Origin of the sequence: Streptomyces corchorusii (assembly GCF_001514055.1) — a bacterium.
In the GTDB taxonomy this organism is placed as follows: domain Bacteria; phylum Actinomycetota; class Actinomycetes; order Streptomycetales; family Streptomycetaceae; genus Streptomyces; species Streptomyces olivaceoviridis.
The window spans coordinates 114,682-137,053 of record NZ_KQ948365.1 but is presented as its reverse complement, the minus strand read 5'-3'; the positions used below and the strand labels follow the sequence as shown (position 1 = coordinate 137,053).

The window sequence follows — 22,372 nt, the reverse complement described above, 5'->3', positions numbered from 1 at the left end:
GTGGAGATGGCAGCAACCGGCAACAGCGGGAGCCTCGCACTGACGGCCGCCCAGCACGGCGTCTGGGTGGCCCAGCAACTCGAACCGGACTCCCCCATGTTCGTCTGCGGTGTCCACGTCGACACCACGGTTCCCTTCGACCCCCGGCTGCTGGACCGGGCGATCCGGCAGGCGGTGGCGGAGACCGAGGCACTGCGGGTCCGCTTCACCGACGACGGACGCGCGGTCCGCCAGCACGTCGATGCGGCGATCGAGGGCGCGCTCACCGTCGTCGACCTGAGCGGCGAGCCGGACCCGCGGGCCGCCGCGGGCGCCTGGACCGAAGCCCGCCAGGCGGAAGCCCCGCCCGCGCTCACCGACGGTCCGCTCTTCTCCCACACGCTGCTGCGGCTCGGCCCCGACCACGACCGGCTGTACTTCCGCTACCACCACATCCTGCTCGACGCCTACGGCCAGATGCTGTACGTCCGCAGGCTGCTGGACGTCTACAACGCGCTCGCCGTGGGCGAGCGCCCGGCAGCCGCCGCCTTCGCGCCGCTCGCCGACCTCGTCGCCGAGGAGAACGCCTACACCGACTCCGCGCGCCACGAACGGGACCACGCCTACTGGCTCCGCCGGTGCGCGGACCTGCCCGCCTCCACCGAGCTGGGCAGCGGCCCCTCGTCCCTGGCCCGCGCCCTGCCGCCGGTGACGGGGCTGGTGCCCGCCGACACCGCCGAGCGGCTGCGCGCCCTGCCCGGCGCCCGCTGGTCCCTCCCGGTGATCGCCGCCCTGGCCGCGTACACCCACCGCGCGACCGGTGCGGCGGACGTCGTCCTGCGGGTCTTCCTGGCGGCACGGACGACCCCGGACGCCCTCGCCACACCGGCGATGCTCGTCAACGACCTGCCGCTGCGGCTGACCGTCCGGCCCTCGGCCACCTTCACCGAACTCGTCGAACAGGTGCGGGCCCGGCTGGCCGAGGCCGTCCGTCACCAGCGCTTCCCGGGCGAACGCATCCGCCGCGAACTCGGCGCCGAGGGCCAGGGTGCCCTGGCCGGACCCACCGTCAACGTGCTCTCCTTCGCACCCGGCCGGCTCATGGTCGGCGGCGCCGAGGCCACCGCGCACCAGGTGGCCTCCGGCCCGGTCCGCGACCTCACGGTCAACGCCGTCGCCGACGACACCGCCGCCGACGGCATCCGGCTCACGCTGGGCGCCCACCCCGACCGGTTCACCCCGGCCGACGTGACGGCCCACCGGGACCGGTACACCCGGCTCCTCACGGCCGCTGCCGAGGCGCCCGGAGCGCCCATCGGCACCCTCGATCTCCTCGGCCCGGACGAGCACAGCCTCCTGGCCGGCTCCGACGACACCGCCGAGCCCCTCGACACCCGCTCGCTGGTGGAACGGATCGAAGCCCAGGACCCGGCCGCCGAGGCCGTGGTCTTCGAGGGCCACAGCGTCAGCTACGGCGAACTCAACGCACGGGCCAACCGCCTGGCCCACGCCCTGCGCCGCCGTGGCGCCGGCGTCGAATCACGGATCGCCGTCCTGCTGCCGCGCTCCGTCGACCTCGTCGTGGCCGTGCTCGCCGTCCTCAAGGCGGGCGCCGCCTTCGTCCCCGTGGAGACGGGCTACCCCGCCGAGCGGATCGCCTACGTCCTCGCCGACTCCGGCGCCGAGCTGGTGATCGCCGCCGACGACGTAGTCGGCTTCGAGCGGATCGCCCCCGACGCGGGCGCGGACGAGCCGGCAGACAACCCCGGCATCCGGGTCCGCGGCGACAACGCCGCCTACGTGATGTACACCTCCGGCTCCACCGGCCGTCCCAAGGGCGTCGTCGTCCCGCACGAGGGCCTGCTCAACCGCCTGTCATGGCTCCAGCGCGACCACCGGATGACCCCGGACGACCGCATCGTGCAGAAGACGCCGATCGGCTTCGACATCTCGGTGTGGGAGTTCCTCTGGCCCCTCGTCCAGGGCGCGACCCTCGTCGTGGCACGCCCGGAGGGCCACCGCGACCCGGCTTACCTCGCCGAGCTGATCCGCGAACAGCGCGTCACGATCGTCCACTTCGTGCCGTCGATGCTCGCCGCCTTCCTCGCCGAGGCCGAGTTCGGCCCCTCCGTACGGCTGGTCGCCTGCACCGGCGAAGCCCTGCCGCCCGAGCTGGTCCGCCGGTTCCACCGGCGCGTCGACGCCGAGCTGTGGAACCTCTACGGCCCCACCGAGGCCGCCATCGAGGTGACCTCGTACGCCACCGGCCCGGACGACGAGACGGTGCCGATCGGACGGCCGGGCGCCAATACGCGCGCCTACGTCCTGGATTCGGGACTCAACCCCGTACCGCCCGGCACGACCGGCGAACTCTACCTGGCGGGCGTCCAGCTCGCCCGCGGCTACCACGGCCGCCCCGCGCTGACCGCCGAACGCTTCACCGCCGACCCCCACGGCCCCAGGGGCTCCCGGATGTACCGCACCGGTGACCTCGCCCGGCTGCGCCCGGACGGCACCCTGGAGTACGCCGGCCGGGTCGACGACCAGGTCAAGATCGCCGGCCAGCGCGCAGAACCCGGCGAGGTCGAGGCGCTGCTCGACGGCGCGCCCGGCGTCCGGCAGAGCGTCGTCGTGGCCCGGCGCACCCCCAGCGGCGCCCACCAGTTCGTCGCGTACGTCACCGGCGAACCCGAGACCGATCTGCGCGCATGGCTCGCCGACCGGCTGCCCGCCTTCCTCGTGCCCGTCGCGGTGCTGACCCTCGCGGAGATCCCGCTCACCCCCAACGGGAAGGTCGACCGCAAGGCGCTGCCCGAACCCGAGGCTCCGGCGCCCGGCCGGGCGCCCCGCACCGAGACCGAACGGATCCTGCGCGACCTGGCCGCCGAACTGATCGAGCGGCCCGAACTCGGCGCCGACGACCAGCTGTTCGTCATGGGCATGGACAGCATCCACGCGCTGCGGCTGGCCGGCCGTGCCCGCGCCGCCGGTATCGGCCTCACCCCGCAGGACGTGTTCGCCCACCCCACCGTCGAAGCCCTCGCGGCCCTCGCCGGGACCGTCCCGGCCGGCGCCGCCGCCGGGACGCCGGCCGTACCCGCGGCGAACCGGGGCACCCGCCTGACCCCGGCGGACGTCCCGCTCGTCACCATCGACCAGCCGGAACTCGACCGCTACCCCGGCGCCCAGGACGTACTGCCGCTCTCCCCGCTCCAGGAAGGTCTGCTCTTCCTCGCCCTGTACGAGGACCACGACCCCTACGTCGGCCAGCTCGTCCTCGACATCGAGGGAGGGTTCGACCCGGCCCGCATGCGGGAGGCCGCCACCGCCCTGCTGAACCGCCACCCCCTGCTGCGCGCCGGCTTCCGCAGCCGGTCCGCCGGCGCGCCTGTGCAGGTCGTGCCCGCCGAGACCACCGTGCCGTGGGAGGAGCGGGACGAGGAGCTGACCGCCTTCCTCGCCCGCGACCGGGCCCGCGGCTTCAGCGTGCTGCGCCCGCCGCTGCTGCGCTTCACCGCGCTCGGCACCCGGCTGGTGGTGACCCACCACCATCTGCTGCTGGACGGCTGGTCCCTGCCCCTGCTGGTCCGGGAGCTGTTCGAGCTGTACGGCGGCGCCGAGCCGCCCGCGCCCGCCCCGTACCGCACCTACCTCACCTGGCTCGCCGGGCGCGACCGCGCCGCGTCCACCACCGTGTGGAAGGAGGAACTGGCGGGCCTGCCAGGTCCCACCCTGCTCGCGCCGTCGTGGCGGACCCCGGACGGCCACGCCGAACACGAACTGGTCCTCGACGAGACCGTCACCGCCGCCCTGACCGCGGCGGCGCGCCGCCGCGGACTCACCCTCAACACCGTCATGCAGGGCCTGTGGGCGCTGCTGCTGCGGGAGTTCACCGGCCGCGACGACGTCGTCTTCGGTGCGACGGTCTCCACCCGCCCCGCCGACCTGCCCGGCGCCGAGTCGATGATCGGCCTGTTCATCAACACGCTGCCGGTGCGGGTGCGCATCGATCCCCGGGCACCGTTGGCCGAGCTGCTGGCCTCGGTGCAGACCCGGCAGGCCGTCCTGGCCGGGCACGCGGACGCCGGCCTCGCCGACCTCACCCGTTCCGCGGGTGTGGACGAGCTGTTCGACACCGTGCTTGCCTTCGAGAACTACCCCATGGACGGCGGGACGGAGGCCGGCGGGCTGCGGATCGCCGACGCCGACCTCCTGCTGCACTCCCACTACCCGCTGTCGGTCGCCCTCTTCCCGGGCTCCGCCCTGCGGCTGCGCTTCTCCTACCGCACCGGGGCGTTCACCGCCGACGCCCTGGCGGTCCTGACGGGCCGGCTCGCCCGGCTCGCCGCCCTCGCCGCCGAGAGCCTCGACCGGCCGGCCGGTGACCTCGCCGTGGTCACACCGGAGGACCGGCACGCGGTCACCGGCGGCGAGCGCGCCGCGGAGCCGGCCGTCCGGCGCGCCGCCACCGCCGCCCCCGCCGCCACGACGGCACCGCGCACCGGTGCGGAGGAACGTCTGCGCGCGGTCGTCGCCGAGGTGCTCGGCCTGGACGACATCGCCGTGGACGACGAGTTCTTCGCCCTCGGTGGCACCTCCATCCTCATGATCCGGCTGGTGCACCGCGTCCGCGACGAATTCGGCGTCGGCCTCTCCCTGCGCGACGTGTTCGCCTCGCCGACCGTGGCAGGCCTCGCCGCCCTCCTGGCGGACGGCTCCTCCGCCTCCTCCACGATCGTGCCGCGAGAGCGGCCCGAACGGATACCGCTGTCCTTCACACAGGAACGCATGTGGTTCCTCCAGCGCCTCCAGGGCGGCAGCGGCACCTACAACATTCCGCTCGACATCCGGCTGAGCGGACCGCTCGACAGCACGGCGCTGGAGGCCGCGCTCACCGATCTCATCGACCGGCACGAGGCCCTTCGCACCCTCTACCCCGAGGACGCCCAGGGCCCGCACCAGGTCGTCCTGGCGCCCGGCAGCACAGGCTTCGCCCTGGAGGTGATCCGCGACCGGGACCCCGACCTGACGGCCCGGGCCGCCCGCCCCTTCGACCTCACCACCGAACTCCCGGTGCGCGCCACCCTCTTCGACCTCGGCGGGGACGAGTACGCCCTGCTGCTGGTGGTGCACCACATCGCCACCGACGGCTCCTCCATGCGGCCGCTGGCCGAGTACCTGTCCGCCGCGTACACCGCCCGCCTCGCCGGCGAGGCAGCCGTCTGCCCGCCGCCGGCCGTGGAGTACGCCGACTTCGCCCTCTGGCAGCGCGACACGCTCGCCGCCGAACTGCCGCGACAGATCGCCTACTGGACCGAGGCACTCGCCGGACTGCCCCAGGAGGTCACCTTCCCGTCCGACCGCCCCCGTCCCGCGGTCGCCGCCCACCGCGGCGACCACGTCGAGTTCCGCGTGGAGCGGGAGCTGTACGACCGGATGCTGGATCTCGCCCGCCGCACCCGGACCACGCCGTTCATGGTGCTCCAGGCCGCCGTCGCGCTGCTGCTGACCGCCCACGGCGCCGGTGAGGACATCCCCGTCGGCGGGGCGATCGCCGGCCGGCCGGACTCGGCACTGGACGGTGTCGTCGGCGTCTTCATCAACACGCTCGTCTACCGCTTCGACACCTCCGGCGACCCCGCCTTCACCGAACTGCTCGCCCGGGTGCGCGACACCGGTCTGGCCGCCTACGCCCACCAGGACGTGCCGTTCGAGCGGCTGGTGGAGGATCTGGCTCCGGAACGCTCCCGCGCCCGCCACCCCTTCTTCCAGGTGATGGTCGCCTGGCTGGACTTCTCCGAGGCCCGCCTCACCCTGCCCGGGGTCAGCGCCCGCACGGCCCCGGTCCTCAGCGGCACCTCCAAGTTCGACGTGCACTTCGACTGCGTCGTCGACGCCGAGAACGGCGGCCTCGACTGCCGGCTGGAGTACGCCACCGACCTGTACGACCGGGAGACCGCCGAGGCCTTCGTCACCCGTTTCCTGCGTGTGCTCGACACCGTCACGGGCGACCCCGCGCGCCGGATCTCCGAGGTCGACCTGCTGGAGGACGAGGAACGCGCGCTCATCCTCCACGGCTGGAACGACACCGCGAGCACGATGGACTCCCACTCCGTCGTCGAGCTGATGGAATCCCAGGACCCGGAACTGCTCGCCGTGGTCTTCGAAGGGGAGCGCGTCACCTATGGCGCCTTCAACGCGCGGGTCAACCGCCTCGCCCGGGCCCTGCGCAGGCGCGGCGTCGGCCCCGAGACCCGGGTCGCCGTCATGCTGCCCTACTCGGTGGACCTCGTCGTGGCGCTCTGGGCCGTCATCAAGGCCGGCGCCGCCTACGTGCCGATCGACACCGGCTATCCGGCCGACCGGATCGCCTACATCCTGCGCGACTCCGGCGCACGGCTGATCCTGGCCGAGCACGACGTCGAGGGCTTCGAACGGATTCCGGTCGACGCCGAGGACGAGTCCGCCGAGAACCTCGGGGTCACGGCGCACGGCGGCAACACCTCGTACATCATCTACACCTCCGGCTCCACCGGCCGTCCCAAGGGCACCCTCAACACCTACGAGGGCATGACCAACCGGTTCTGGTGGATGCAGCAGGACCTGCACCTCGGCCCCTCAGACCGGGTGCTCCAGGCCACGCCGACCGGATTCGACGTCTCGGTGTGGGAGGTGTTCTGGACGCTGTCGCGCGGCGCCGCCCTGGTGGTACCGAGGCCCGGCGGCCACCGCGACCCGGTCTACCTCTCCGAGCTCATGCACGACGAGTCCGTGACCGTGCTGCACCTCGGCGCCTCCCGGCTCGCCGCGTTCCTCGCCGAGGCCGAACTGCCCGCCTCCGTACGCGCGATCGAGTCCGGTGACGAGATCATGCCGGCCGAGCTGATCCGCCGCTTCCACCAGGTCTCCCGCCACCCGGACCCGGTCCTCACCAACGCCTACGGCCCCACCGAGGCCGCGGTGGACGTCACCCGGTGGCCGACCCCCAAGGACCCCGGGACCGTGCTCATCGGCGGTCCGGTGCTCAACACCCAGGCCTACGTGCTCGACCGCACCCTGCGCCCCGTGCCCCCGGGCGTGACGGGAGAGCTCTACCTCGGCGGCGTCCAGCTCGCCCGCGGCTACCTCGACCGCCCTGCCCTCACCGCCGAACGGTTCGTGGCCAACCCCTACGGCACGCCCGGCAGCCGGATCTACCGCACCGGCGACCTGGTGCGCTGGACCCGCGGCGGCGAGCTGGAGTACTTCGGCCGCGCCGACGACCAGGTCAAGCTGCGCGGCCAGCGGATCGAACTGGGCGAGATCGAGTCCGCCATACGGGCGCACCCCGGCGTCGCCCAGGCCGCCGCCGCCGTCCACGACCAGCGGCTGGTCGGCTACCTCATCACCTCCGCCCCCGTCGACCACGAGGAACTGCGGGCCCGGCTCACGGCCGAGCTGCCCGAGTACATGGTTCCGCCCGTGTTCCTGGAACTCGACCGGTTCCCGCAGCTCACCAGCGGCAAGCTGGACCGGCAGGCGCTGCCCGTACCCGACTTCGCGCCGGTCACGGGGCGCGCGCCGCGCACCCCGCGCGAGGAACTCCTGTGCGGCCTGTTCGCCGAGGTGACCGGTGTCCCCGAGGTCTTCCTCGACGACGACTTCTTCGCGCTCGGCGGTCACTCGCTGTCCGTGGCCCGGCTCGCCAACCGGATCCGCACCGTGCTCGGCGTCGACATCGAACTGGTCACCCTGTTCGAGGCCACCACGCCCGCGCGGATCGCCGCCCGCCTCGACGGCGCCGCCCCGCGCCGGCCCGCCGTCACCGCCCAGCCGCGCGGCGAGCGCCTGCCGCTGTCCTACGCCCAGGAACGCCTGTGGTTCCTGCACCGCTACGAGGGCCCGTCCGCCACGTACAACCTGCCCGTCGCGCTGCGGCTCACCGGCGACCTCGACATCGCGGCCCTCGACGCGGCCCTCGGCGATGTCGCCGCCCGGCACGAGGCGCTCCGCACCGTCTTCGCCGAGGACGAGCAGGGCCCGCACCAGGTCGTACGGGACTCCGTGCCGCCGCTGGCCGTCCTCGCCACCGACGCGGCCGGGCTCGACGGCCGGCTCGCCGAAGCCGTCCAGGTCCCCTTCGACCTGGCCGTCGAACCTCCCATGCGTTCCACCCTGTTCGACCTCGGCTCCGGCGAGCACGTCCTGCTCGTGGTGCTGCACCACATCGCCGGCGATGCCTTCTCGATGCCCCCGCTCGCCGAGGACCTGATCACCGCTTACACCGCGCGGTCCGCGGGCCACGCCCCGCGCTGGACACCGCTGGAGGTCCAGTACGCCGACTACGCCGTGTGGCAGCGCGCGGTGCTGGGCTCGGCCGACGACCCGGACAGCGAGATCTCCCGTCAGCTCGGCTTCTGGACCGAGGCCCTGGCCGGCCTACCGGAACAACTGGAGCTGCCGACCGACCGGCCCCGGCCCGCCGTGGCCAGCCACCGCGGGGACACCGTCGCCTTCACCGTGCCGGCCGAGGTGCACGCGGCCTTGACGGCGCTCGCCCGCGAGCACCACGTGACACCGTTCATGACGGTCCAGGCCGCTCTGGTCACCCTGCTGCACCGGCTCGGAGCCGGGGACGACATCGTCATCGGGTCGCCGGTCGCCGGCCGCCCGGACGAGGCCCTGGGCGGACTGGTCGGATTCTTCGTCAACAACCTCGTCCTGCGCACCGACCTCTCGGGCAACCCCGCCTTCACCGAGGTCCTCGCCCGGGTCCGGTCGACCGACCTGGCCGCCTACGCCCACCAGGACGTGCCCTTCGAGCGGGTCGTCGAGGCGGTGAACCCGGCCCGCTCCACGGCCCGGCACCCGCTGTTCCAGACCAACCTGAACTGGGTGGACGCCGAACTGGAAGAGGTCGAGGACCTCGCCGGACACCTCCCCGGTCTCGACGGGAAGGTGCTCCCGCTCACCTCGCCGACCGCCAAGTTCGACCTGGCGTTCTTCGTGAACGAACGGCGTGAGGGCGGACTGACGGGCTTCCTGGAGTTCGCCACGGACCTGTTCGACCGGGAGACCGCCCAGCGGATCACCGAACGGTTCGTCGACCTGCTCACCGCCGCCGTCACCGCGCCCGGCACGCCCGTCGGCGACCTCGACATCGTCGGCCCGGCTGAGCGCCGGCTGCTGCTCACCGAGTGGAACGCCACCGCCCGCGAGCTGCCCGCGACCACCCTCACCGCGCTCGTCGAGGCCCAGGCGGCCCGCACCCCGGACGCCCTCGCGGTCGTCTTCGGCGCCACCGGGCTGACGTACGCGGAACTCGACGCCCGCGCCAACCGGCTGGCCCGCCGGCTCATCGAACTCGGCGCAGGCCCCGAGCGGTTCGTCGGCGTCCTGCTGCCCACCTCCGAACAGCTCCCCGTCACCCTCCTCGCCGTGCTCAAGTCGGGGGCGGCCTACCTGCCGCTCGACCCCGGACTGCCCGAGGAGCGGATCGCGTTCATGCTCGGCGACATCGCCCCCGTCGCCGTGGTGACCACACCCGACCGGGCCGGCCGGCTCGGCGCGATCCCCGCCGTGCTGCCCTACGACCCGGCCGTCACCGCGCAGCCGGCCACCGCGGTCACCGGGGTACCGGCGCTGCCCGGGCACGCCGCGTTCGTCATCTTCACCTCCGGCTCCACCGGCAGGCCCAAGGCCGTCGTCGTCGAACACCGCTCGCTCACCGCCTACCTCGCCTGGGCCACCGACACCTACCGGAGCCTGCGGGGCCGTGCCCTGGTGCACTCTCCGATCGCCTTCGACCTCACCGTCACCGGCCTGTGGGGGCCGCTCGTCTCGGGCGGCTGCGTGGAACTCGTGCGCTGGAACGCCGCCGGGCCCGACACCGAGTACGGCGTCACCCGTCCCGACTTCGTCAAGGCCACCCCGAGCCACCTCACCCTGCTCGGCGCGGTCGCCGACAGCTACTCCCCGAGCGGACAGCTCGTCCTCGGCGGAGAGTCGCTGCTGGGCGACGCCCTCGACACCTGGCGGGCCGGCCACCCCGGGGTGACCGTGCTCAACGAGTACGGCCCCACCGAGACCACGGTCGGCTGCACGGTCTTCCGCATCGGACCGGGCGACAGCCTGCCGCCGGGCGTCATCACCATCGGCACCCCGGTGTGGAACACCCAGGTGTACGTACTCGACGCCCGGCTGCGCCCCGCCCCGGTCGGCACCCCCGGGGAACTGTACGTCGCCGGTGACCTGGTCACCCGCGGCTACCACGACCGGCCCGGGCTCACCGCCGGCCGCTTCGTGGCGAACCCCTACGGACCCGCGGGCTCCCGGATGTACCGCACCGGTGACCTCGCCCGCTGGACCAGGGCGGGTCTGCTGGAGTTCGTCAGCCGGGTCGACGACCAGGTGAAGATCCGCGGGTTCCGCATCGAACTCGGCGAGGTCGAGGCCGCGCTCACGGCGGCACCGGAGATCGCCCGGGCCGCGGTGGTGGTCCGCGAGGACCAGCCCGGTGACAGGCGGCTCGTCGCCTATGTCGTGCCCGGCCCGGGAGCGCGGGCCGACACCCGGGCGCTGCGCGCGAGCGTGGCCCGCACCCTTCCCGACCACATGGTCCCGGCCGCGCTCGTCGTCCTCGACGACCTGCCGCTGACCGTCAACGGCAAGCTGGACCGCAAGGCGCTGCCCGCGCCGGACCGCGGCCTCCCGTCCGCCGGCTCGGCCGAAACGGATGCGGCGGGCGGGTCCGCGACGGACCCAGCCGGGGAGCGGGCCGCCGCGGACCCGGCCGAGCAGCGGATCGCGGAACTCTTCGCCGAGGTGCTCGGCGTACCCGAGGCCCGGGCGGAGGACAACTTCTTCCTGCTCGGCGGTCATTCCCTGCTCGTCGCACGGCTGGTGAACCGGATCCGCACGGAGTCCGGCGTCGAGCTGTCCATCCGGGACGTGTTCGAGAACCCCACCGTCACGGGGATCGCCCGGCTGCTCGGTGCCGCCCGGGAGGCGCGGCCGCCGCTCGTCGCCCGGGAACGTCCCGAGCGCGTGCCGCTGTCCACGGCCCAGCAGCGGATGTGGATCCTCGACCGGCTCCAGGGTCCGTCCGACACCTACACCATCCCGATCGTGCTGCGGCTGACCGGCGACCTCGACGTCGACGCGCTGCGGGCGGCCTTCGCCGATGTGGTGGACCGGCACGAGTCGCTGCGCACCCTGATAGCCGAGGACGCCGAAGGCGCCCACCAGGTCGTCGTGGACGGCCCGGCCCCGTTCACCGTCACCACCTGCCCGGCCGGCCGGCTGGCCGAGGAGATCGCCCGCGCCGCCGCGGTCCCCTTCGCGCTGGACCGCGAACTCCCGGTCCGCGCCGCGCTGTTCGACACCGGTGGCGGCACGTACGCCCTCCTGGTGGTGCTGCACCACATCGCGGGAGACGGCGGCTCGATGGGCCCCCTGGCGGCCGATCTCGCCACGGCCTATGCCGGGCGGCTGGCCGGCACCGGCTCCGGACTCGCGCCGCTGCCCGTGCAGTACGCGGACTACGCCCTGTGGCAGAGCGAACTCCCCGGGGATCAGCTCCCGTTCTGGACCACGGCGCTCGCCGGCATCCCCGAACAGACCGACCTGCCCACCGACCGGCCACGGCCCGCGATCCTGTCCCCTCGCGGCGACACCGTCGCCTTCACCGTGCCCGCCGCCCTGCGCGCCCGGGTGGAGCGGCTGGGGCGCGAGCGTGACGCGAGCCCCTTCATGGTGCTCCAGGCCGTCCTCGCGCTCCTGCTCAGCCGCCTCGGAGCGGGCGACGACATCGTCATCGGCACCCCGGTGGAGGGGCGGCCCGAGGCCGCGCTGGAAGAACTCGTCGGTCTCTTCGCCAACACCCTCGTGCTGCGCGCCGACGTCTCCGGCGACCCCACCTTCGAGGAACTCCTCGACCGGGTACGGCGGTTCGACGTCGACGCCTACGCGCACGCCGACGTGCCCTTCGAGCAGCTCGTGGAGGTGCTCAACCCGGCGCGGTCACGGTCCCGGCACCCGCTGTTCCAGGTGATGCTGACCCTGAACGCCGAGACGGCGCCGCCGGTCCTGCCCGGCCTGACCGTGCGGCTGGGACAGGCCCCGTCCGGCGCGGCCAAGTTCGACCTGTCCCTGACCGTGTCGGAGCACGGCGGGCAGTGGGCAGCGGTCCTGGAGTACGCCACCGACCTCTTCGACCGCGCCACCGTCCGGTCCTTCGCCGACCGCTACCTGCGGTTGCTCGCCGCGGTGACGGACGACCCGGCCCGGTCCGTCCACGGCCTGCCGCTGCTGACCGACGCCGAGCGGACCGAACTGCTCGTCACCCGCAACGCCACCCCCCGCCGAGAACCCGGCACCCCGCTGCCGGAGAGGTTCGAGGCGCAGGCCGCCCGCACCCCGGACGCCGTCGCGGTCGTCTCCTCGTCCACGACGCTCAGTTACGCCGAACTCGACGCGCGGGCCAACCGGCTGGCCCGGGACCTGGCCGGCCGGGGCGTCGGCCGCGGATCGGTCGTCGCCGTCGTCCTGCCGCGCACCCCCGACCTGCTCGTGGCCCTGCTGGCGGTCCTCAAGACCGGGGCGGCGTACCTGCCGATCGACGACACGTACCCCGCCGGCCGCGTCGACCTCTTGGTCAAGGACGCCGGCGCGCGGGTGACCATCACCCCGGACACCTTCCCGGCCGACCTGGACCGCCATCCCGGCACGCCGCTCGGCGTCCGGCCGCACCCGCGGGACGCCGCCTACCTCGTCTACACCTCCGGATCGACCGGACACCCCAAGGGCGTCGTCGTCGAGCACGCCGCGCTGGCCGCGTACCTGGACGAGGCCACCGCCCTGTACCCGGGCGCCGCCGACGAGGCGCTGGCACACTCCTCCGTCGCCTTCGACATGCCGGTCACCGTGCTGTTCACCCCGCTCGTCACCGGCGGCCGGGTCCGGTTCGCCGCGCTGGACGAGAACACCCCGCCCCCCGGCCTGCTCAAGATCACCCCGAGCCATCTGCGGCTGCTGGAGTCCCTGCCCGACCGGGCCTTTGACGCCACGGACCTCGTCATCGGCGGTGAGGCGCTCGACGCCGAGCCGCTCCGGCGCTGGCGCGCCCGCCACCCGGATGCCGTGGTGATCAACGAGTACGGGCCCACCGAGACGACCGTGGGCGTCGTCGTGCACCGCGTCGAACCCGGTGACGCGCTCGCCGACGGACCCGTCCCCATCGGCCGCCCGACCGGCGGCGCCCGGGTGTACGTCCTCGACGCGTTCCTCCAGCCCGTGCCCGACGGCGTCTGGGGAGAGCTCTACCTCGCGGGCGACCAGGTGGCCCGCGGCTACGCCGGACGCCCCGGCCAGACCGCCGAGCGGTTCGTCGCCGACCCCTTCGGCCCCGCCGGCAGCAGGATGTACCGGGTCGGTGACCGGGCCCGCTGGAACGCCTCGGGCCTTCTGGAGTACGGCGGCCGGGCCGACGACCAGGTCAAGATCCGGGGCTTCCGCGTCGAGCCCGGCGAGACCGAGGCGGCGCTGTCGGCCCTGGACACCGTCGCCCAGGCGGCGGTCGTGGCCCGCGAGGACCGTCCCGGCGACCCGCGTCTGGTCGCCTACCTGGTCGCCGCCGACCCCGGCGTGCCGGTCGGCGACCCCCGCCCGGCGCTGGCCGCGACCCTGCCCGCGCACCTGATCCCGTCGGCCTTCGTGGTCCTCGACCGCCTCCCGCTCACCGCCAACGGCAAGCTGGACCGGCGGGCCCTGCCCGCCCCGGACGCCACCGGTGCCGTCCCCGGCGGCCGGGCCCCGCGCACACCCGCCGAGGAGATCCTGTGCGCGCTCTTCGCCGAGGTGCTCGGCGTCACCGACGTCTCCATCGACGACGACTTCTTCCTGCTCGGCGGCCACTCGCTGCTCGCCACCCAACTGGTGAACCGCGCTCGGAACGCGCTGGGCGCACCGATCCGGCTCGGTGACCTGTTCGACACACCGACGGTGGCCGGACTCGCCGCCGGGATCACCCCGGGCGGTACGGTCGAGCGCTTCACTCCGGCGCCGCGCCCCGACCGGCTCCCCCTCTCCTACGGTCAGGAGCGCCTGTGGTTCCTGCACACCCTCGACGGCCCGTCCGACACCTACAACATCCCCGTCGTGCTGCGGCTGTCGGGTGCCCTCGACCCGGCGGCCCTGCGGGCCGCCCTGGGTGACCTCGTACAACGGCACGAGATCCTGCGCACGGTCTACGCGACCGACGCCCGTGGCAGCCACCAGATCATCCTGCCGCCCGAGCGCGGCCTGCCCGAGCTCGCCGTCACCGACGTGGACGAGCACACCCTGCCGGCGGCCGTGAGCGAGGCGGTGCGCCACCGCTTCGACCTCGCCCGGGAAGTCCCGGTCCACGCCCGGCTGTTGCGCACCGCGTCCGACGAGGCCGTCTTCGTCCTGGTCGTGCACCACATCGCCGCCGACGCCGTCTCCATGGCGCCCCTCGCCCGCGACCTCGCCACGGCCTACCGGGCCCGGCACGCCGGCCACGCTCCCGACTGGGAGCCGCTGACCGTCCAGTACGCCGACTTCAGCCTGTGGCAGCGCCGGGTACTCGGCTCCGACCAGGAGGCGGACAGCGAGATCTCCCGTCAGCTCCGCCACTGGACCACCACGCTCGCCGGTGCCCCGGAACTGATCGCACTGCCCACCGACCGGCCCAGGCCCGCGATCGCCTCCCACCGCGGCGGCGCCGTACGGTTCCGGATCCCCCAGGCGCTGCACGACGCGCTCACCGGACTCGCCCGCGACACCGGTACGACCCTGTTCATGGTGCTGCACGCCGCGCTCGCCACGCTGCTGGCCAAGCACGGCGCAGGCGACGACGTCGTGCTCGGCACCCCGGTGGCCGGCCGGACCGACGAGGCCGCCCACGATCTCGTCGGTTCCTTCGTCAACACCCTGGTACTGCGCACCCCGCTGGGCGGCGATCCCACCTTCCGGGGACTTCTCGACCGGGTCCGCGCGGTCGACCTGGACGCCTACGCCCACCAGGACGTGCCGTTCGAACGCGTGGTGGAAGCGCTCAACCCGGTGCGCTCCACCGCCCACCAGCCGCTGGTGCAGGCGACGATCATGCTGAACAACACCGCCCGGCCCGTCACGCTCGACCTGCCCGGCGTCGACGTGCGGGCGGAGGAACCGGTCGCGCCCGCCGCCAAGTTCGACCTCTCGCTGTCGTTCGCGGACGCGGCCCACGGCGGCCTCGACGGCGGCCTGGAGTACGCGGTCGACCTGTTCGACGAGGACACCGTCACCGAGCTGACCGCCCGGCTGGTCCGTCTGCTGACCGCCGTCGCCCACGGCGCGGCGGACCACCCGCTCAGCCGGGTCGACGTGCTCTCCGACACCGACCGGCGCAACGTGCTCCAGACCTGGAACGGCACCCCGCGCAAGGCCCCGGCCGACACGATCACCACTCTCTTCGCCGAGCGGGTCCGCAGCACCCCGCGCGCCGTGGCCGTGGTGGCCAACGGCACCGCGACGACGTACGCCGACCTCGACGCGCGCGCCGAACGGCTGGCCCGCAGGCTGCGCGCCCTCGGGGTCGGACCCGAGACGCCCGTCGCCCTGCACCTGGAGCGTTCCCTGTCGCTCGTGGTGGCGACACTGGCCGTGCTCAAGGCGGGCGGTGTCTACGTACCGCTCGACACCCGGTACCCCGCCTCCCGGCTGGAGCGGATCCTCACCGCGACCGGCGCCGTCGCCGTGCTGACGCACTCCCGGGCGGCACGGCTCGACGCCGGTCACGGTCTGCCCCTGATCGACGTCGACGCCCCGGAACCGGACGACGGCGGAACGGACGAGGCGGACGGCACCACCGCACCGGCCGGCGCGGCCCACCCCGACCGGCTCGCGTACGTGATGTACACCTCCGGATCCACCGGCACCCCCAAGGGCATCGCCGTCACCCACCGCGACGTGGTGTCCCTGGCACTCGACGCCTGCTGGGAGGGCGACGCGCACCGACGGGTGCTGATGCGCTCGCCGCACGCCTTCGACGCCTCGACCTACGAGCTGTGGGTACCGCTGCTGAGCGGCGGCCGGGTCGTCATCGCCCCGCCCGGCGACCTCACCCTCGACGCACTGCGCACCCTGCTCGTGGCCGAGGAGGTGACCTCCGTCTTCCTCACCACCGCGCTGTTCAACGTCATCGCGGACGAGGACCCGGAGTGCCTCGCCACCCTGCGCGAGGTGTGGACCGGCGGGGAGCAGGCCTCGCCGGCCGCGTTCCGCCGCGCCGTCACGTCCTGCCCGGACACCACCTTCGTGCACGTGTACGGGCCGACCGAGACGACCACCTTCGCCACCGCCTACCGGGTGCCCCGCCCGTACGCGCTGCCCGGCACCGTCCCCATCGGCCGCGCCATGAGCGGCATGCGGGCCTACGTCCTCGACGCGGCGCTGACCCCGGTGCCGCCCGGCGCCCCGGGCGAGCTGTACCTCGCCGGGCCGGGCCTGGCCCGCGGGTACGTCGGCGCGCCGGCCGCTACCGCCGAGCGGTTCGTCGCCGACCCGTTCGGCGCCCCCGGCAGCCGGATGTACCGCACCGGAGACGTCGTCCGTTACACCCGCGACGGGCAGCTGGAGTTCACCGGCCGTGCCGACGGCCAGGTGAAGATCCGCGGCTTCCGCATCGAACCCGGTGAGGTCGAGGCCGTCCTCACGGGCCACCCCGGCGTCGGCCGCGCCGTCGCCGCCGTCCGCGAGGACGCCCAGGGCGAACGCGCCCTGTACGCCTACGTCGTACCGGCACCCGGACACCGGCGGCCAGAGCGGGAGGAGCTGCGGACCCTGCTGGAGTCCGCCGTGCCCGGCTACATGGTCCCCGCGGGCATCGTGGTCCTCGACGAGCTGCCGCTCACCCCCAACGGCAAGGTCGACCAGCGCGCGCTGCCCGCCCCCGAACGGGCCGCGCACCCCCGTGGCCGCCGTCCGCGCCGGCCCCAGGAGGAGATCCTGTGCCGGCTGTTCGCCGAGATCCTCGGCGTGCCCTCGGTCTCGATCGACGACAGTTTCTTCGAACTGGGCGGCCACTCACTGCGCGTGACCCGCCTGATCAGCCGGGTCCGCTCGGTGCTCGGCGTGCAACTGCCGGTGCGCGACGTGTTCGAGGCCCCGACACCGGCGGGTCTCGCCGCCCGGCTCGACCGGGCCGCCGGCGCGCCCGCCGCTCTGCGGGTCCTGCCGCGGCCGGACCGTCTCCCGCTCTCCTTCGCGCAGGAGCGGCTGTGGTTCCTGCACCGCTTCGAGGGCCCCTCGGCGACGTACAACATCCCGCTCGCCCTCCGGCTCCACGGCCCTCTGGACACCGACGCCCTCCGCGCGGCGCTGCGGGACCTGGTCGGCCGGCACGAGTCGCTGCGCACGGTGTTCGCCGAGGACGGCGACGGCTCGTACCAGCTGGTGCTGCCCGAGGCGACGGCCGTGCCCGAACTGACGGTGACGGACGTGACCGCCGCCGAGGTCCCGGACCGGCTTCAGCGGGCCGTCGGGTACGCCTTCGACCTCACCGCCGAGATCCCGCTGCGCGCCGAGGTCTTCCGGCAGGGGCCGCAGGAAGCGGTGCTGCTGCTGCTCATGCACCACATCGCGGGGGACGCCGAGTCGATGGGCCCGCTCGCGGACGACCTTTCCGCCGCCTACCGGGCCCGGCTGTTCGGCGAGTCCCCGCAGTGGACACCGCTGGCCGTGCAGTACGCGGACTACGCCGTCTGGCAGCGGCACGTCCTCGGCGACCTCGACGACCCGGCCGGTCCCGGCGGCGAGCAGCTCGCGCACTGGCTGACCGTCCTCTCGGGCGCCCCCGAGGAACTGGAACTCCCCGCAGACCGACCCCGGCCCGCCCGGCCCTCCGGCGCGGGCGCGGCGGTCCCCCTCGACCTTCCCGCCGGCCTCCACCGCCGCCTCGCCGAACTGGGCGAGGCCGAGGGCGCCACCGTGTTCATGGTGCTCCACACGGCCCTCGCCGCGCTGCTGACCCGGCTCGGAGCGGGCACGGACCTGCCCATCGGCGCGCCGGTCGCCGGCCGGGCCGACGAGGCGCTCGACGGCCTGGTCGGGTTCTTCCTCAACACCCTGGTGCTGCGCACCGACACCTCGGGCGATCCGTCGTTCCGCGAGCTGCTCGCCCGGGTCCGCCGTACCGACCTGGACGCCTACGAGCACCAGGCGGTGCCGTTCGAGCGGCTCGTGGAGGCGCTGAACCCGGCCCGGTCACCCGCCCGCCACCCGCTGTTCCAGGTGATGCTGTCGTTCCGCAACAACGCCCGGGCGGACCTCTCGCTGCCGTCACTCACCGCCGAACCGGTCGAGGCCCAGCTCCCCGCCGCGAAGTTCGACCTGTCGTTCAGCCTCACCGAGGGGTTCGGGCCGGCCGGCGAGCCCGACGGGGTGCGCGGCGAGGTGCAGTACGCCTCCGCGCTCTTCGACGAGGAGACCGTGCGCGCCCTGGCCGAGCGGCTCCTGCTCCTCATCGGACAGGCCTGCGACGACCCCGACCGGCCGCTCAGCGCGCTGGACGTCCTGCTGCCGGGCGAGCGGGAGCGGCTGCTCCAGGAGTGGAACACGACCCGGCGCGACCGCCGGACGGCCACTCTCGCCGACCTGTTCGAACAGGCCGTGCGGGCCACTCCCGACGCCGTGGCCGTCCGGGCCGACGGCACGCACCTGACCTACCGCGAGCTGAACGCCCGCGCCAACCGGCTGGCGCACCTGCTCATCGGCCTCGGCTGCGGGCCGGACTCGGTGGTGGCCCTGGCCCTGCCCCGCTCCCTCGACCTCATCGTCGCCGCGCACGCCGTGGCCAAGGCGGGCGCTGCCTACACCCCCGTCGACCCCGAGGACCCCGCCGAACGGATCGCCCGCGTCTGCGAGGACGCCGCCGTGGCGCTCGCCATCAGCACGACCGGGCACCGCGACCGGCTGCCCGCGGCACTGCCCGCGCTGCTCCTGGACGACCCGGACACCGCGTCCGCGCTCGCGGACCGGCCGGACACCGATCCGGCCGACCGGGACCGGACCGCCCCGCTGCTGCCGGACCACCCCGCGTACGTCATGTTCACCTCCGGCTCGACCGGCCGCCCCAAGGGGGTGGTGATCTCCCAGCGTTCCGTCGTCAACCACCTGGGCTGGCTCCAGGACACCTACCGGCTGACCCCGGACGACCGTGTCCTGCAGAAGACGCCCATCGGGTTCACCGTGTCGGTCTGGGAGCTGTTCTGGCCCCTCCAGACCGGCGCCTGCACGGTGGTCGCCAAGCCCGACGGCCACCGCGACCCCGGCTACCTCACCGGCATGTTCACCAGGCACGGCATCACCACCGTCCACTTCGTGCCCTCCATGCTCGAAGTACTCCTGGCCGAGGCGGACCGGTCCCAGCTCGCCGGGCTGCGCCGGATCTTCGTCGGCGGCGAGGGACTCACCCGCGACCTGTACGAGCGGTTCACCGCCGCGTTCGGAGTGCCGCTGCACTACAAGTACGGCTCCACCGAGGTCACCTGTGACGCCACGGTCTGGGACCCGGACACCGATCCCGGTGCCCGGCCCCCCGTGACGATCGGCGTGCCCGTCCACAACACCCGCGTCTACGTGCTGGACACGACGCTGCGGCCCGTCCCGCCCGGCGTCCCCGGCGAGCTGTACGTCGCCGGCGACCAGGTCGCCCGCGGCTACGCCGGCCGCCCCGGACTGACCGCCGAGCGGTTCGTGGCGGACCCGTTCACGCCCGGCGAGCGGATGTACCGCACCGGCGACATGGTGCGCTGGGACAGGGCCGGCCGACTTCACTTCGTCGGCCGCTCCGACCACCAGCTCAAGGTGCGCGGCGTGCGGGTGGAGCCCGCCGAGATCGAAGCCGTCCTGACTGAACACCCCGCGGTCACCCGCGCCGCCGTCGTCCTGCGCGACGAGACGCTGGTCGCCTACGTCACGGGCGACGCCACCCCCGGCGAACTCCACCGCCGGCTGGCCTCCCGCCTCCCCGGGCACCTCGTGCCGCGCTCGGTGGTCGTCCTTCCCGAGTTCCCGCTGACCACCAGCGGCAAGCTCGACCGTGCGGCCCTGCCCGCGCCCCGGGACACCGCCCGGCCGGCCCCGCGGGCCCCGCGGACCGAGGAGGAGCGCGCCGTGTGCGGCCTCTTCGCCGAACTGCTCGGCGTCACCGAGGTGGGCATCGACGACGACTTCTTCGCCCTCGGCGGACACTCCCTGATGGCGGCGAGGCTGGCCGGCCGGATCCGCGCCGAACTGGGCCACGAGGTCTCGGTCCGCACCCTCTTCGAGGCCCCGACCCCGGCCGCGCTCGCCGAGGCCCTGCGCACCGGCGACACCGCCGGAGCCACCGGTGTGCTGCTGCCGCTGCGCACCGGCGGCCCGGGCACCCCGCTGTTCTGCGTCCACCCGCTGGGCGGCCTGAGCTGGGCCTACCGGGCGCTGGCCCGGCACCTGGACGGCAGCCACCCGGTGTACGGACTCCAGGCGGCCGGCTTCGACGAACCCGCGCCCCTGCCGTCCGCCATCGCCGAGATGGCCGTCGGCTACCTCACCCGGCTGCGCGAGGTGCAGCCGTCGGGCCCCTACCGGCTGCTCGGCTGGTCCTTCGGCGGGCTGGTCGCCCAGGAGATGGCCGTCCAGCTCCAGGACGCGGGCGAGGAGGTCGAACTGCTGATGCTGCTCGACACCTTCCCCCGGGACCTCGGCGTCGCCCAGCCGACACCCGAGGAGGTCCTCGAAGGAGTGCAGGTCCCCGACGAACTGCTCGCCGCCTTCACCGAGGACCAACTCACCCACCTGAAAGCGGTGTTCCTCAACAACAGCGCGATCGCGGGCCTGCACACGCCCCGCACCTTCCACGGTGACGTCGTGTTCTGCGCCGCGACCGAGCTGGAGGAGGGCGAGTCGCGCCGCCTGCCCACGCTCTGGGCCCCGTACGTGACCGGCCGGATCGAGGTCCACGACGTGGAGGCCACCCACAACACCCTGCTCGCCGAGCGCCCCGCCGCGGCCGTCGGCCACCTGCTCGCCGACGTCCTCGGCGCCCTCGACGCCGCACGCGAGGAGGAGAACGCCTCATGACCCCTCCGACGACACCCGTCCGCACCCCGCTGCCGCCGTCGGCGCTGCCCGGCCTCGACCTCTCGGACCCCGCGACCCACGCCCGCCACGACCTGTCCGAGATCTGGCGCACGCTCCGCGCCGAGGACCCGGTCCACCTCCACCGGCCCGCCGGGGGAGGCCCCGCCTTCTGGGTGGTGACGCGGTTCGCGGACGCCACCGAGGTCTACCGCGCGCCCGACCGCTTCACCTCCGCGCGGGGCAACGTCCTCGCCTCGCTCCTCCAGGGCGGTGACTCGGCCTCCGGAGTGATGGCCGCCGTCACCGACGGGCCGCGCCATCGCGAACTGCGGCGCGTACTGCTCAAGGCGTTCTCGCCGCGCGCCCTGACCGGAGTGGTCGAGAAGGTGGAGAAGGCCGGCCACGACCTGGTCGCCGCGGCCGTCGGCCGCCCCGAGTGCGACTTCGCCGAGGACGTCGCCGGGCACCTGCCCCTGAAGGCCATCTGCGACCTGCTGGACGTCCCGGAGCAGGACCGCGCCTTCCTCCTGCGCCTCACCAGAACCGCGCTCAGCTCGGACGGGCCCGATCAATCGCCCTTCGACGTCTGGCAGGCCCGCAACGACATCCTCGCCTACTTCGGCGAGCTGGCGACGAGCCGCCGGGAGCGACCGGGCACCGACGCCGTGAGCGTCCTGGCCACCGCGGAGACCGAGGGCCGGCCGCTGACCATGGACGAGGTCGTCGCCAACTGCTACAGCCTCATCCTGGGCGGCGACGAGACCAGCCGGCTGTCCATGATCGGCGCCGTGCTCGCGTTCATCGAACACCCCGCTCAGTGGCGGGCGTTCAAGAACGGCGAGGTGTCCGTCGACGCCGCGGTCGACGAGGTGCTGCGGTGGACGACACCGGCCCTCCACTTCGGCCGCACCGCGACCGCCGACACCCTGCTGAACGGCGTTTCCATCGCGTCCGGCGACATCGTCACCGTGTGGAACGCGTCGGCCAACCGGGATGAGTCGGCCTTCACCGATCCCGACCGCTTCGACCTCGGCCGCATGCCCAACAAACACCTGTCCTTCGGACACGGACCGCACTACTGCGTCGGCGCCTACCTCGGCCGGGCGGAGATCGCCGGCCTGCTCAAGGCCCTGCGCGAGCAGGTCGACCGGATGGAACTCACCGGAAGACCCGAACCCATCTACTCCTCCATGCTCAGCGGCTTCAGCTCGCTGCCCGTGCGGCTCGTCGCCTGACCGCCACTCGGTCGGCACCGCACCCACCGCTCCACCCCGTCACCACCTCCTCA

At 74.1% G+C, this 22,372-nt stretch carries 2 protein-coding genes; both read left to right on the top strand.

What is annotated here, in order from left to right:
- Window positions 1-21,084: a non-ribosomal peptide synthetase gene (locus AQJ11_RS33270; protein ID WP_059265661.1), complete on the top strand. Its 21,084-nt coding sequence runs from the start codon at window positions 1-3 to the stop codon at window positions 21,082-21,084.
- Window positions 21,081-22,319 carry a cytochrome P450 gene (locus AQJ11_RS33265; RefSeq protein WP_059265660.1) on the top strand — a complete coding sequence of 413 codons (1,239 nt, stop codon included), beginning with the start codon at window positions 21,081-21,083 and terminating at the stop codon, window positions 22,317-22,319. Before AQJ11_RS33270 ends, AQJ11_RS33265 begins: the two co-directional genes overlap by 4 nt.
- The last annotated feature ends 53 nt before the right edge of the window (window positions 22,320-22,372 follow it).